The organism is Streptomyces sp. AC550_RSS872 (genome assembly GCF_019049285.1).
GTDB lineage: Bacteria > Actinomycetota > Actinomycetes > Streptomycetales > Streptomycetaceae > Streptomyces.
Genome location: NZ_JAGMUL010000195.1, coordinates 34,154 through 48,479, shown reverse-complemented (window position 1 = coordinate 48,479; position 14,326 = coordinate 34,154). Strand labels below are relative to the sequence as shown.

The 14,326-nt window shown below is 69.1% G+C and carries 10 protein-coding genes; 6 read left to right on the top strand and 4 right to left on the bottom strand.

The genetic code is table 11. From position 1 onward, the window contains the following. Positions 1 to 291: 291 nt before the first annotated feature. The 6 genes from typA (at position 292) to KUM44_RS40665 (ending at position 9,405) form a co-directional block, all read left to right on the top strand. Positions 292 to 2,199 (top strand): translational GTPase TypA, encoded by a 1,908-nt coding sequence (gene typA / locus KUM44_RS40690; RefSeq protein WP_217214801.1) that lies wholly within the window; start codon positions 292 to 294, stop codon positions 2,197 to 2,199. Positions 2,200 to 3,125: 926 nt separating this feature from the next. Continuing rightward, complete coding sequence (locus tag KUM44_RS40685; protein WP_217214800.1) at positions 3,126 to 4,157, top strand: ABC transporter permease; 1,032 nt, start codon at positions 3,126 to 3,128, stop codon at positions 4,155 to 4,157. A 118-nt stretch (positions 4,158 to 4,275) separates the two neighbouring features. Further along, positions 4,276 to 6,072, top strand: a complete 1,797-nt coding sequence (locus tag KUM44_RS40680) for an ABC transporter substrate-binding protein (protein WP_217214799.1) — start codon at positions 4,276 to 4,278, stop codon at positions 6,070 to 6,072. 112 nt (positions 6,073 to 6,184) lie between these two features. After that, complete coding sequence (locus KUM44_RS40675; protein WP_217214798.1) at positions 6,185 to 7,162, top strand: ABC transporter permease; 978 nt, start codon at positions 6,185 to 6,187, stop codon at positions 7,160 to 7,162. A 10-nt stretch (positions 7,163 to 7,172) separates the two neighbouring features. After that, complete coding sequence (locus tag KUM44_RS40670) at positions 7,173 to 8,234, top strand: ABC transporter ATP-binding protein (protein ID WP_217214797.1); 1,062 nt, start codon at positions 7,173 to 7,175, stop codon at positions 8,232 to 8,234. A gap of 25 nt (positions 8,235 to 8,259) precedes the next feature. Further along, the gene (locus tag KUM44_RS40665) at positions 8,260 to 9,405 is read left to right on the top strand and encodes an ABC transporter ATP-binding protein (RefSeq protein WP_217214796.1); all 1,146 of its coding nucleotides are present in this window, start codon (positions 8,260 to 8,262) and stop codon (positions 9,403 to 9,405) included. Positions 9,406 to 9,490: 85 nt separating this feature from the next. Here the strand turns inward: KUM44_RS40665 and KUM44_RS40660 are convergent, their stop codons facing one another. The 4 genes from KUM44_RS40660 to KUM44_RS40645 all read right to left on the bottom strand — a co-directional run bounded on the left by KUM44_RS40660 (position 9,491) and on the right by KUM44_RS40645 (position 14,324). Further along, positions 9,491 to 10,468, bottom strand: a complete 978-nt coding sequence (locus KUM44_RS40660) for an ABC transporter ATP-binding protein (RefSeq protein ID WP_217214795.1) — start codon at positions 10,466 to 10,468, stop codon at positions 9,491 to 9,493. Between the two features lie 205 nt (positions 10,469 to 10,673). Further along, entirely contained in the window at positions 10,674 to 11,639 is a 966-nt protein-coding gene (locus tag KUM44_RS40655; RefSeq protein WP_217214794.1) for an ABC transporter ATP-binding protein, read from the bottom strand. A 718-nt stretch (positions 11,640 to 12,357) separates the two neighbouring features. Then, on the bottom strand, positions 12,358 to 13,275 hold the full coding sequence (locus KUM44_RS40650) for an ABC transporter permease (protein ID WP_217214793.1): 918 nt from the start codon (positions 13,273 to 13,275) through the stop codon (positions 12,358 to 12,360). Further along, positions 13,272 to 14,324, bottom strand: coding sequence for an ABC transporter permease (locus tag KUM44_RS40645; protein ID WP_217214792.1), 1,053 nt, complete (start codon positions 14,322 to 14,324; stop codon positions 13,272 to 13,274). Before KUM44_RS40645 ends, KUM44_RS40650 begins: the two co-directional genes overlap by 4 nt. Positions 14,325 to 14,326 lie beyond the last annotated feature (2 nt).

The window sequence follows — 14,326 nt, the reverse complement described above, 5'->3', positions numbered from 1 at the left end:
TCCCTTTGTCGGCCCTTCGGGCCTCGTCCTCGAACGCCGGACGGGCTGAAGAACTCAGCCCCTCCGGCGTTTGAGGAGCGGGGTCTGGGGCGGAGCCCCGGAAGGATGGGACGGGTAGGGGCGGCGGGGGCGATCAAAAGGGGTTTCACCTGCGGTGACGTAGCCTGGCGAGCCCTAGTGGCGACGGCCACGTACCATGGGGTGAGGCCGTGGCGTGTCAAGCCCGGCAGGGCCCGCGTAACACAGACGTACGCGAGAGCCGTCCTCACCACTCCGGGAGTACGCCGCAATATGGCCACGCGCCACGACATCCGCAACGTCGCCATCGTCGCCCACGTCGACCACGGCAAGACCACCATCGTCGACGGCATGCTGAAGCAGGCCGGTGCCTTCGCCGCCCACCAGCTCGACTCCGTCGACGACCGCATGATGGACTCGAACGACCTGGAGCGTGAGAAGGGCATCACGATCCTCGCCAAGAACACGGCGGTGAAGTACCACCCCAAGGACGGGGGGGACGTGATCACCATCAACATCATCGACACCCCCGGCCACGCCGACTTCGGCGGTGAGGTGGAGCGCGGTCTGTCCATGGTCGACGGGGTGGTGCTGCTCGTCGACGCCTCCGAGGGACCGCTCCCGCAGACCCGCTTCGTGCTGCGCAAGGCCCTCCAGGCCCGCCTGCCGATCATCCTGTGCATCAACAAGACCGACCGGCCCGACGCCCGGATCGACGAGGTCGTCAACGAGACGTACGACCTCTTCCTCGACCTGGACGCCGACGAGGAGCAGATCGAGTTCCCGATCGTCTACGCCTGCGGCCGTGACGGGATCGCCTCCCTCACCAAGCCCGAGGACGGGACCGTACCCTCCGACTCCACCAGCCTCGAGCCGTTCTTCTCGACCATCCTCGAGCACATCCCGGCCCCGACCTATGACGAGGCCGCCCCGCTCCAGGCGCACGTGACGAACCTCGACGCCGACAACTTCCTCGGCCGTATCGCCCTGCTCCGCGTCCACCAGGGCGAGCTGAAGAAGGGCCAGACGGTCGCGTGGATGAAGCGCGACGGGTCCGTCAGCAATGTGCGGATCTCCGAGCTGATGATGACCGAGGCGCTGACGCGCAAGCCGGCCGAGAAGGCGGGCCCCGGTGACATCTGTGCCGTCGCCGGTATCCCGGACATCATGATCGGTGAGACGCTCGCCGACACCGAGAACCCCGTGCCGCTGCCGCTGATCACGGTCGACGAGCCCGCGATCTCCATGACCATCGGCACCAACACCTCCCCGCTGGTCGGCCGCGGCGGCACCGGCAAGGGCGCCGACGCGAAGGCGGCCGTCAAGGACCGCAAGGTCACCGCACGACAGGTGAAGGACCGGCTCGACCGCGAGCTGATCGGTAACGTCAGCCTGCGGGTGCTCGAGACCGAGCGCCCCGACGCCTGGGAGGTGCAGGGCCGTGGTGAGCTGGCGCTGGCCATCCTGGTCGAGCAGATGCGCCGTGAGGGATTCGAGCTGACCATCGGCAAGCCGCAGGTCGTCACCAAGGACGTCGACGGCAAGGTCTACGAGCCCGTCGAGCGCATGACCATCGACGTGCCCGAGGAGCACATGGGCGCCGTCACCCAGCTGATGGGTGTCCGCAAGGGCCGTATGGACAACATGTCCAATCACGGCTCCGGTTGGGTGCGCATGGAGTTCGTCGTGCCCTCGCGCGGCCTCATCGGGTTCCGGACCGAGTTCCTGACCCAGACGCGCGGTACCGGCATCGCCCACTCCATCCACGAGGGCCACGAGCCCTGGTTCGGCGCGCTCCAGACCCGCAACAACGGCTCGCTGGTCGCCGACCGCGCCGGTGCCGTCACCGCGTTCGCGATGACGAACCTCCAGGAGCGCGGCGTGCTGTTCACCGAGCCGGGCACCGAGGTGTACGAGGGCATGATCGTCGGCGAGAACTCGCGCTCCGACGACATGGACGTCAACATCACCAAGGAGAAGAAGCTCACCAACATGCGGTCGTCCACGGCCGATGTGGCCGAGTCGATCGTCCCGCCGCGCAAGCTGTCGCTGGAGCAGTCCCTGGAGTTCTGCCGCGACGACGAGTGCGTGGAGGTCACCCCGGAGGCCGTGCGCATCCGGAAGGTGAACCTGGACGCCCGCGAGCGCGCCCGGGCCGCGAGCCGCGCCAAGCACGGCTGAGGACGCGCCGAGCGCGGCTTGAGCGCGGCTGAGCACTGCTGATTCACGCCAAGGACGGCACCGGGGTACCCCGCCAAGCGGGTGCCCGGTGCCGTTTTGCGCGAGAGGGGCCGACGCGGCTGCGGCGACGGCGCACGCGGGAGTGTAGGGAAAACCCTTGAATCTGTTGTGAGAGGCCGTTGAGCGGGTCGAGGCCTATTAACCTGCCCGGAAGCAGCTCGCCTGACGGTTTTCCGCCAGGTGTGTTGAGCACGACACAGCCCGGCAGGGCACCCTGCACCGAGAGTGCGTGACTGGCAACCGTTTTTCCGGCGCAATGCGTCCGGTAAACGGACACCTCCCCCCGATAGATGTGTAACAAGTCCGTTTCGCAGTGATCTCTCACCAAACCCTTTGTCCGGTTTTTGGAAGACCTGGCCCCTATCTGTGATCGAACCGAGACCTCGAGAGTGTGGTTCGCCCCCTGGGCGATGGCAGATAGTTAGGCGCGTAGAGCTCGGAAGGGTCAGGCGCTGACGGGGCGCCGACTCGCGAGCGTGGGGGCACCTGGCGAACCTGGGCACCGGCGACGGGCCCAAACGTGTCGCGTGCTGCCCCTTTTGCAGTGAACCAGCGGATTCATGAGGAGGAACCCATGCGAGGTGCCACAAGCGCCATATGGGTCACGTCGTCCCGGATGGCAGATGTAGGCCCCGCGGGTGCGTGGAGTCCTGCTGCGGCGGTTGTGGCCGCGGCCAGGCGTCGCGAACTTCCCTGACGGCACGTTCCGTCGGCGGTCGGTTCCGATCGCGAGCCAGGGTTCCTCAGGGGGTTCACCCCCAGCCGTTGTTGTTCTCCTCGCGCGCTGCGAAAGATGTACGCCGTGCGAAGGCCGTCGGGCACTGTGCAGTGCAGACGGCCTCCAACATCTGTGAAACGGACGAATCATGACGAGTCCAATCGAGCTCGAGGGTGCTGAAACCCCTTCCCTCGTGGACAAGGAGAGCGCGCCGCAGAGCGACGCCAAGGAGTCGAAGAAGCTTGAGGGACGCAGCCCCGGGCAGTTGATGTGGGGCCGCTTCAAGCGCGACCGAACCGGTGTGATCTCCGCCGTCGTCGTTCTGTTCTTCTTCACGGTCGCGACAGCGGCGCCGCTGATCTCGAAGGTGTACGGCAAGGACCCGTACACCCTCTACGGGCAGGAGCGGCCGGAACTCCTGGACATGTTCACCATGCCGGCGGGGCCCGCCGGTGGCATGAACGGGGAGTTCTGGTTCGGTATCGAGCCGGGCCTCGGCCGTGATGTCTTCACGCAGTTGCTCTACGGCATGCGGACGTCGATGTTCACGGCCCTGGCCGCGACGGTGCTGATGACCGTGGTGGGTGTGCTGATCGGCCTCGCGGGCGGCTACTTCGGCGGCAAGGCCGACTACTGGCTCGGCCGGATCACCGACTTCTTCATGGCGCTGCCCAACCAGCTGTTCTTCGTCGCCGCGATGCCGGTCATCACCACGGTCTTCGTCGCTCCCGACGAGGAGACGCCCACCTATGTGCGCACCTGCGCGATCATCATCGTCCTGTCCTTCCTGGGCTGGATGAGCATGGCGCGGATCGTCCGGGCCGCCAGCATGTCGCTGCGCGACCGGGAGTTCATCGAGGCGGCGCGGATCTCCGGGGCCTCGCCCTGGCGGATCATCCGCAAGGAGCTGCTGCCCAACATCGTCACCCCGACGCTGGTGCAGTTCACGCTCACGCTGCCGAGCACCATCCTGAGCATCGCCTTCCTCTCCTTCGTGGGAGTGGGCTACGTCGAACCCACCCCGGACTGGGGGCGGATGTTCGCCATCGGCGCCAACATCATCGAGCAGGATCCGTACTACATGCTCTTCCCCGGCGTGGCCATGGTGGTCTTCGTCGTGGCCTTCAACCTCCTCGGTGACTCGGTCCGGGACGCCTTCGATCCCAAGACCGGTCGCTGAGACCCCCCACTCACGGGCAGGCCACACGCTCTTGCCCACGTCGGCCTCGGTCCCCACGGCCCGGCTCCGGCCAGCTACCAGCACTGCTCACTACTCACAGGCAGGTGGATTCCACTCCATGAGCATCTTCCGTAATCGCACCACGACAGCCGCGCTTGTCGCGGTGGCAGCCGGCGCCCTGACCCTTACAGCTTGCGGCGGCGGCAGCGACAGCGCGGCCAAGGACAACAGCAAGAAGAAGGAGGATGCCAAGGCGCAGTCCAAGCCGGTGCAGATCGGCGATGCCAAGGCGTCCACCGGCCCGGCCCCCGAGGTCCCCGGTGCCAAGGCGGGCGGCACCGCGAACGTCTACCAGGAGGCGGACTTCTCGCACCTGGACCCGGGCCAGATCTACGTCTCGGACGGCAAGCTGCTCAGCCGCCTCATCTTCCGCGGTCTGACCCAGTACTCCGAGGACGACCAGGGCAACCTGACCGTCGTGGGCGACCTCGCCACCGACGCCGGCAAGGTGTCCGACGGCGGCAAGACCTGGACCTACACCCTGAAGTCCGGCCTGAAGGACGCGAACGGCAACCCGATCAACTCGGCGGACATCCGCCACACGGTCGAGCGCCTGTACGCGTCGTACATCACCGACGGCCCGACCTACCTCCAGCAGTGGCTGTCCGGTGCCGGCACCACCTACCGCAAGGCCTACGCGGGTCCGGACAAGGGCAAGCACCTGCCCGACAACGTCCTGGAGACGCCGGACGACAAGACGATCGTCTTCCACTTCAAGGACGCGCAGCCCGACCTCCCGCAGATGCTGACCATGCCCGGTTACAGCGTCGTCCCGGAGGAGACGGACACCAAGGAGAAGTACGACAACGCCCCGGTCGCGGTCGGCCCGTACAAGATCGCCGACTTCAAGCCGGGCAAGTCGATGAAGCTCGTCAAGAACACCCAGTGGGACCCGAAGTCCGACTCGGTGCGTCACCAGTACGTCGACGGCTTCAACATCGAGATGAACCACGACGACGAGGACCAGACCAAGACCCTCCTCGCCGACCAGGGCGACGCCAAGAACACGATGATGTTCACGGGCCAGGTCGCCACCACGCAGCTCCAGGCCGTCGTGAGCGACAAGGCCGCCATGAAGCGCACCATCCAGGGCTACGCGCCCTACGTGTGGCAGCTCAACTTCAACATGGACCGCGTCAAGGACAAGAAGCTCCGTGACGCCATCACGCTGGCCCTGCCGTCCGCCTCGGTCTTCAAGGCCGACGGTGGTGCCTACGGCGGTGAGGTCGCCAACTCGCTGATGTCGCCCACCACTCCGGGCTACGACGAGAAGTACGACCCGTTCAACCGGTCCAAGAAGCCCAACGGTGACATCGCGGCCGCCAAGAAGCTGATCGAGGAAGGCGGCTTCAAGGGCAAGAAGATCGTCTACGCCTACGGCAACACGCCGGTCCGTCAGCAGCAGGCCGTCCTGATCGCCGACGCGCTGGAGAAGATCGGCCTCGACATCCAGAAGAAGGAGATCGACTCCGCCACCTGGTACGAGCAGGTCGGCAAGGTCAAGAACGGCTACGACCTGTACATGACCGGTTGGGGTCAGGACTGGCCGTCCGCGTCCACCGTCTTCCCGCCGCTGTACGACGGCACCACCATCCAGGACGGCGCGTCGAACTACTCGCACATCAACGACCCGCACGTGAACTCCGAGATCGCGCGCATCGTGAAGATCACCGACATCGCTGAGGCCACCAAGGCCTGGGACGCGCTGAACAAGTACATCACCGAGAAGGTCAACCCGGCCGCCCCGATCTACTACACCAAGGTCTTCCAGATCTTCGGTTCGAACATCGGCGGCATCCGCTACAGCTCCGACTCGAGCTACGTGGACGTCACCCGGGTCTTCCTCAAGAAGTAACCCGGTTCGTCGGGAAACCGGTGGTGGGCGCGTGGCGGAGCGCCCACCACCGGGGCCCGGATCTTCCAGACCTCACCATCGACTGCCGCCGTCCTGAGAGCAGCTGCCTGCCATGCTTCAATTCCTCATTCGCCGGACATTCGGCGCGGCGCTGATCCTGCTGTTGATCAGCGCGTTCACGTTCTTCATGTTCTTCGCCATCCCGCAGGACCCGGCACTGCTGGCCTGTGGCAAGAACTGCACTCCGGACGCGTTGGCGATCATCCACAAGAACCTCGGCCTCGACTCGCCGGTCCCGGTGCAGTACTGGAACTTCCTCGTCGGCATCTTCGCCGGCCGGGACTTCGCCGTCGGCCACTGCGCCGCCCCCTGCTTCGGTGTCTCCTTCGCCAACAACCAGAACGTCTGGGACACGATCCTCGACCGCTTCCCGCTGACCCTCTCGCTGACCGTCGGCAGCCTGCTGGTCTTCCTCACGCTCGGCCTCGGCGCCGGTCTGCTGGCCGCCAAGTACCGCGGCACCTGGCTGGACAAGACGTTCAGCTCGGCCTCGCTGGTCATCAGCTCGATGCAGATCTACTTCCTCGGCCCGCTGGTCCTGCTCGCGCTGGTCTACAGCACCGGCTGGCTCGAGAAGCCGAAGTACGTGCCGTTCTCCGAGGACCTCGGCGGCTGGTTCATGGGCCTGTTGATCCCCTGGGTCGTCATGGCGACCATCTTCACGGCCAACTACACCCGTATGAGCCGCTCCTCGATGATCGAGCAACTACAGGAAGAACACGTGAAGGCGGCCCGCGCCAAGGGCATGTCGGCCAACTACGTGTTCTTCCGCTACGCCTGGCGGGGCTCGCTCATCCCCATCGTCACCATCCTCGGCATCGACCTGTCCTCCCTGCTGGCGGGCGGCATGGTGACGGAGTTCACGTTCGGTCTGGCCGGTCTCGGCCGGCTCGCGCTGGAGTCCGTCGTCAACAAGGACCTGCCGATGCTGATGGGCGTCATGCTGGTCAGCGCCGCGCTCATCATCGTCTTCAACCTGATCGTGGACGCCCTGTACGCCGTCATCGACCCGCGCGTGCGCCTGTCCTAGGAGAACCACCGTGACCACTCAGACCAAGCCCGAAGAGGCCGCGGCCACCGCCGCGGAGCGGGCCTTCCTCTCGGTACGTGACCTCAAGGTCCACTTCTCCACCGAGGACGGCGTCGTCAAGGCGGTGGACGGGCTCTCCTTCGACCTGGAGCGCGGCAAGACCCTCGGCATCGTGGGCGAGTCCGGGTCCGGCAAGTCGGTGACCAACCTCGCCGTCCTCGGCCTGCACAACCGCAAGAACACCGCCATCGACGGGTCGATCACGCTGGACGGCCAGGAGCTGACCGACGCCGGCGAGAAGCAGCTGGAGTCGCTGCGCGGCAAGAAGATGGCGATGATCTTCCAGGACGCGCTGACCGCGCTGTCGCCGTACTACACGGTCGGCCGGCAGATCGGCGAGCCGTTCATGAAGCACACCGGGGCCTCCAAGCGGGACGCCCGGGTGCGCGCCATCGACCTGTTGGAGAAGGTCGGCATCCCGCACCCGCAGCAGCGGGTCGACGACTACCCGCACCAGTTCTCCGGCGGTATGCGCCAGCGCGCCATGATCGCGATGGCGCTCTCCTGCGACCCGGACCTGCTCATCGCCGACGAGCCCACCACGGCACTCGACGTGACGGTGCAGGCGCAGATCCTGGACCTGCTCAAGGACCTCCAGCAGGAGTTCGGCTCCGCCATCGTCATGATCACCCACGACCTCGGAGTGGTCGCCAACATGGCCGACGACATCCTCGTGATGTACGCGGGCCGGGCGGTCGAGCGGGGCACGGTGCGCGAGGTGCTCAAGACGCCTCAGCACCCGTACACCTGGGGCCTGCTGGGGTCGATGCCGAGGCTCACCTCCGATGTCGACGAGCCGCTGGTGCCGATCCCCGGATCGCCGCCCTCGCTGCTCAACCCGCCCTCGGGCTGCGCCTTCCATCCGCGGTGCGCGTTCACCGAGGACGTGGCCGGGGGCCGTTGCTCCAGCGAGCGGCCGCTGCTCGCCCCGGGGCGCGCAGCCGCGTGCCATCTGTCGGGGGATCAGCGGCAGCAGCTGTTCATCGAGACGATTCAGCCCCGGCTGGGCTGAGCCAAACCGGGACTGGGGCATCACCATGAGCGACAACAGCAACACCACCACGGCGGTCGCCGACGCGATCCCGCAGAAGCGGGACGAGGACGGCGCGCCGCTCCTTCGGGTCACCGGCCTGAAGAAGCACTTCCCGATCAAGGGCGGCTTCCCGATCCGGCGCACCGTCGGCCACGTCAAGGCCGTCGACGGGGTCGACCTGGAGGTCTTCCCGGGCGAGAGCCTCGGCCTGGTCGGCGAGTCCGGCTGCGGCAAGTCGACCACCGGGCGACTGCTGACCCGGCTGTACGAGCCGACCGAGGGCACCATCGAGTACAAGGGGCGGGACATCAGTCGCGCCAGCCGGTCGCAGATGGCGCCGATCAGGTCCGAGATCCAGATGATCTTCCAGGACCCGTACGCCTCGCTGAACCCGCGGCAGACGGTCGGCAAGATCATCTCGGGCCCGATGGAGATCAACGGGATCAACCCGCCCGGCGGCCGTGAGAAGCGGGTCCGGGAGCTCCTGGAGATCGTCGGCCTCAACCCCGAGCACTACAACCGCTTCCCGCACGAGTTCTCCGGCGGCCAGCGCCAGCGCATCGGTGTCGCGCGCGCCGTCGCGCTGGAGCCGAAGCTGATCATCGCGGACGAGCCGGTCTCGGCCCTCGACGTGTCGATCCAGGCCCAGGTGGTGAACCTGCTGCAGGAGGTGCAGCGGGAGATGGGGATCGCGTTCGTCTTCATCGCCCACGACCTGGCGATCGTGCGGCACTTCTCGCAGCGCATCGCGGTGATGTACCTCGGCAAGGTCGTGGAGATCGCGGACCGCGACTCGCTCTACAACCGGCCCCGTCACCCCTACACGCACGCGCTGCTGTCGGCGGTGCCGGACGCTGACATCGACGCGGCCAAGCGGGAGCGGATCCGGCTCGCGGGCGACGTGCCCTCGCCGATCAGCCCGCCGTCCGGCTGCCGGTTCCGTACGCGCTGCTGGAAGGCGCAGGACAAGTGCGCGACGCAGGAGCCGCCGCTGCTCCGTATCGAGGGCAGCAAGCCGGGGCACCTGACGGCATGCCACTTCCCGGAGGAACCGACCATCGCGGACCGGGGCGAGGACGTGGTGCTGGACCAGGGTCTGAAGGCCCTGGAGGACAGCGCCGACGGTGACACGGCGGTCTCGAAGGGCTGACCGGCCGGATCCTACTGATCGTCAGGAGGCCGGGGGCGGGAGCGAACACTCCCGCCCCCGGCCTTTCACCTTCCCTGCGCGGGCCTCACGCGGTGATCCGCGCCCGCGCCCAGTGACACGCCACCTGCGCCCCCGCGTCCCCGCCGAGCACCTCCGGATCCTCGGTCCGGCAGGCGTCGGCCACCCCCGCCCGCTCCGCCTCCCCGCCCGCCAGCACCTGACACCGGGCGTGGAAACGACACCCGCCGGGGATACGGGTCGGGTCCGGAGGCTCGCCGGTCAGTACCACCGGGTCGCCCGGTGCCTCCGGCAGGACCGACAGCAGAGCCTGGGTGTACGGATGCCGGGGCGCCGTGAGCACCTGCTCCACGTCCCCGGTCTCCACGATCCGGCCCAGGTACATCACCGCCACCCGGTCCGCGATGTTCCACGCAAGACCCAGGTCGTGCGTCACGACCAGCGCCGACAGACCGAGATCGGCGCGCAGCCGCAGCAGCAGGGCGAGGATCTCGCCGCGTACGGAGGCGTCCAGGGAGGCCACCGGCTCGTCGGCGACGAGGAGTTCGGGTTCGAGTACCAACGCGCCCGCGATGACGACGCGTTGCCGCTGCCCGCCGGACAGCTCGTGCGGATACCGCAGGAAGAAGCGCTCCGGAGGCCGCAGACCGGCCCGCGACAGCGCCTCGGCCACCGTCGTACGCTCGTCGCCGCCGTGACCGTGGATCCGCAGGCCCTCCGCCACCGCCTCGTACACCGTGTGCCGTGGGTTCAGCGACCCCGTCGGATCCTGGAGCACCAGCTGGACTCGCCGCCGGTACGCCTTCAGCGCCCGCGACGAGTACCGCAGCGGCTCCCCGTCGAAGACGACCCGCCCCTGAGTCGGTGGCTCAAGCCCGAGCAGAGCACGCGCCAGCGTCGTCTTGCCGCACCCCGACTCGCCGACCAGCGCCACGATCTCCCCGGCGCCGATGTCGAGTTCGACGCCGTCCACCGCGCGGGCGGGCCGGGTGCCGTGGCGGGCGGGGTAGGTGACGTGCAGGGTCTGTGCGCTCAGGAGGGGCATGGGCGGGTCCTCGCGGCTTGCGTCGGCGGCAGGTGCGGCGGGTGCGGCGGGTGCGGCGGCCGCGGCGGGGGTGTTGGTCCGCCGGCCTGTGCCTGGTAGACCGGCGTGTGCGGAGTGCAGGTGGGCGTCGTCCTGCCGCGGGCGGATTCGTCGGCAGTGGCCCGGCCCTCTCGGGCGTCGTGCGGGGACCGTGCGGTCAAGAGGGTCATGGGCCGCTCCCTGTCGCGCTTACGTGTACACAGGCCGCCCGGCGGTCCTCGTCGGCCGTGCGCAGTGCCTGGTCGTCCGTCGCGCAGGAGTCCAGGGCGACCGGGCAGCGGGGATGGAAGGCGCATCCGGTGGGCACGGCGGACGGGTCGGGTGGATCACCGGGAAGGCCGCGCGGGGCGAAGCGCGACGCCGGGTCGCCGATTCTCGGGAACGCCTCGGACAGGGCCTTGCCGTAGGGGTGCCGGGCGTCCTCGTAGACCTGGCGGGCCGGGCCCTCCTCGACCACCCGGCCGGCGTACATCACCGCCAGCCGGTCACAGGTGTCGGCGAGCACGGCCAGGTCGTGGCTGATCGCGATCAGGCCCAGTTCCTGCTCCGCGACGAGCTGTTCGATCAGGCGGAGGATCTGCGCCTGGATCATCACGTCCAGCGCGGTGGTCGGCTCGTCGGCGACGATCAGCCGGGGGTCGCAGGCGAGCGCCATGGCGATCATGACGCGCTGACGCTGGCCGCCGGAGAGTTCGTGCGGATACGCCGACGCCCGCGCCGCGGGAAGCCCCACCTGCTCCAGGAGCTCGCCGGCCCTCTTGCGGGCGCCCGCCGGGGTCGCCTTCCGGTGCAGCAGGATCGGCTCGGCGATCTGGTCGCCGACGCGGTGGACGGCGTTGAGCGAGTGCATCGCGCCCTGGAAGACGATGGACGCCCCGGCCCAGCGCACCGCCCGCACCCGGCCCCACTTCATGGTGAGGACGTCCTCGCCGTCCAGCAGGACCTGCCCGCCGATCCGCGTCCCGGGCGGCAGCAGCCGCAGCAGGGCGAGGGCGAGCGTGGACTTGCCGCAGCCCGACTCGCCCGCGATCCCGAGCTTCTGCCCGGCCGCCAGCGTCAGATCGACGCCCCGCACGGCGGCCGCCCCGCCGGGGTAGGTCACCGTGAGTTCTCTGACGTCGAGCAGGCTCAAGGGGTCACCTCCGGTGTGGTGTGGAGGGCGGTCTTCATGGCAGGCCCGCGTGCCGGGCGGCGGCTGGGCGCCGCGAAGGCGCCGGTCGGCCTCCGTGCGGCCGGTGAAGGGCTGACGCCCGGCGAGGCTGGAGGGCTGACATCCGCGGCGGTTGGAGGGCCGGCGCTCGCCTTGGCCGGAGGGGCGGCGCTCGCGGCGGTTGGAGGGCCGGCGCTTGCCACGGCCGGAGGGTGACGCTCGCCACGGCTGACGGGCCGATCCGGCACCGTTGGAGGGTGACGCTCGCCACGGCTGACGGGCCGATCCGGCACCGTTGGAGGGTGACGCTCGCCACGGCTGACGGGCCGATCCGGCACCGTTGGAGGGTGACGCTCGCCACGGCTGAAGGGCCGATCCGGCACCGTTGGAGGGTGACGCTCGCCACGGCTGACGGGCCGATCCGGCACCGTTGGAGGGTGACGCTCGCCACGGCTGACGGGCCGATCCGGCACCGTTGGAGGGTGACACTCGCCACGGCTGACGGGCCGACCCGTCACCGCTGGAGGGCGACACTCGCCACGGCTGACGGGCCGACCCGTCACCGCTGGAGGGCGACACCCGCCACGGCTGACGGGCCTGCCCGGCACGGCTGAACGGCCGAGGGTCCGCACGGCCGACGCCCCGCCCGGGTACGTCACCTCCGGCTGCCGGATCTCCGGTTCCCGGGCCTCCGGCGGCGTCAACGCCCCACCCCCAGCCTGGGGTTCAGCACCGACTCCACGGCGCGCCCGCACAGCGTGAACGCCAGGGCCACCACCGCGATCGCGATGCCCGGCGGCACCAGATACCACCAGTTCCCGGAGCTGACCGCCCCCGCCTCCCGCGCGTCCTGGAGTAACCCGCCCCAGGACAGGACGGTCGGATCGCTGACCCCCAGGAAGGCGAGGGTCGCCTCGGCGAGGACGGAGGACGAGATCATCAGGGTCGTCTGGGCGAGCACCAGCGGCATCACATTGGGCAGCACATGCCGGGACATGACGTGCCAGTGCCCGCCGCCCAGCGCCTTCGCGCGTTCGATGTACGGCCGTGACTCCACCGCCAGCGTCTGCGCCCGCACCAGCCGGGCCGTGGTCGGCCAGGAGGTCACGCCGATGGCCAGGACGACCGTGCCCAGCGACCGGGGCAGCACGGTGGCCAGCGCGATGGCGAGGACCAGGGTGGGCATCACCAGGAACCAGTCGGTGATCCGCATCAGCACGGTGGCGTACGCCCCCTTGAAGTGCCCCGCGGTGACCCCGACCGTCGTGCCGATCGCCACCGACAGCGCGGCCGCGAGCAGCCCGACCAGCAGCGACACCCGCGAGCCCCACACCAGCAGGCCCAGCAGATCCCGCCCGAACCGGTCGGTCCCCAGGGGGAACTGGCCGCTCGGGCTCTCCATGGGCCGGCCGGGCGCCCCGGTCACACTGGACACGTCCGAGCCGACCGTCAGCGGGGCGGTCAGCGCCAGCAGGGCGAACAGGGCGAGCGCGATCAGCCCCACCAGCCCCGCGCGGTGGGTGCGGTACTGCTTCCAGAAACGTACGACGGACTGGCGCCGCCGCTGCCTGGCGAGCGCCCGCGGACCGGCCGTTCCCGCCTTCGTCCCGGTCGTCATCGCCCCACCCTCGGGTCGAGCAGCGGATAGACCAGGTCGGCCAGGGTGTTCATGACGATCACCGCCGCGGCGAAGAAGAGGAACAGGCCCTGCACCAGCGGCAGATCGGGCACGCTCAGCGCCTGGTAGAACAGCCCGCCCAGCCCCGGCCAGGAGAACACCGTCTCGACGAGGATCACGCCCGCGACCGTCCGGCCCAGATTGACGAAGACCAGCGTCACCGTCGGCAGCAGCGCGTTCGGCACGGCATGCCGGCGCCGGACCACGTCGTCCCTGAGGCCCTTGGCGCGGGCGGTCGTCAGATAGTCGCTGCCCATCTCGTCCAGCAGCGCCGAACGGGCCACCAGCAGCGTCTGGCCGTACTCGACCGCGACCAGTGTGACAACGGGCAGGATCAGATGGTGGGCGACGTCGAGGACGTACGCGAAGCCCTCCTCACCGCCCGACTCCATTCCCCCGGTCGGGAACAGCCCGGGAATCGGGCCGATGCCCACCGAGAACACGATGATCAGCAGCAGCCCCAGCCAGAAGGACGGGATCGAGTACAGGGTCAGGGCCAGGCCCGTGTTCAGACGGTCGCCGAGCCCGCCGTGCCGCCAGGCCGAGCGGGTGCCCAACACGATGCCGAGCAGCGTGTACAGGACGAACGCGGTACCGGTGAGCAGCAGGGTGTTGGGCAGCGCCTCGGAGATCTTGTCGACGACGGGCGCCCGGAACTGGTACGACGTCCCCAGGTCCCCGGTGAGCGCCTTGCCGCAGTAGTCGGTGAACTGCTGCCACAGCGGCAGATCGAGCCCGAACTCCTCGCGGTAGGCGGCGAGTTGCTCCGCCGAGATGGGCCGGCCGCCCGTCATGGTCTTGACCGGGTCGCCGGGGATCAGCCGGAACAGGAAGAACCCGGTGACGAGGACGGCGAGCAGGGAGACGGCGGCGCCGCCCACCTTGCCGGCGCCGTAGCGCAGATAGCGCGTGGCAGTACGCGCCCGCTGTCCCCGGGCAACGGGCGCGGCGGCCTTGACGGTCGAGGCGGAGGGAGCGTCGGCGGTCATGG

What these genes read in the sequence shown, in the direction of transcription:
- typA (WP_217214801.1), top strand. Translation starts at nt 292, where the DNA reads ATGGCCACGCGCCACGACATCCGCAACGTCGCCATCGTCGCCCACGTC.
- KUM44_RS40685 (WP_217214800.1), top strand. Translation starts at nt 3,126, where the DNA reads ATGACGAGTCCAATCGAGCTCGAGGGTGCTGAAACCCCTTCCCTCGTG.
- KUM44_RS40680 (WP_217214799.1), top strand. Translation starts at nt 4,276, where the DNA reads ATGAGCATCTTCCGTAATCGCACCACGACAGCCGCGCTTGTCGCGGTG.
- KUM44_RS40675 (WP_217214798.1), top strand. Translation starts at nt 6,185, where the DNA reads ATGCTTCAATTCCTCATTCGCCGGACATTCGGCGCGGCGCTGATCCTG.
- KUM44_RS40665 (WP_217214796.1), top strand. Translation starts at nt 8,260, where the DNA reads ATGAGCGACAACAGCAACACCACCACGGCGGTCGCCGACGCGATCCCG.
- KUM44_RS40660 (WP_217214795.1), bottom strand. Translation starts at nt 10,468, where the DNA reads ATGCCCCTCCTGAGCGCACAGACCCTGCACGTCACCTACCCCGCCCGC.
- KUM44_RS40650 (WP_217214793.1), bottom strand. Translation starts at nt 13,275, where the DNA reads ATGACGACCGGGACGAAGGCGGGAACGGCCGGTCCGCGGGCGCTCGCC.
- KUM44_RS40645 (WP_217214792.1), bottom strand. Translation starts at nt 14,324, where the DNA reads ATGACCGCCGACGCTCCCTCCGCCTCGACCGTCAAGGCCGCCGCGCCC.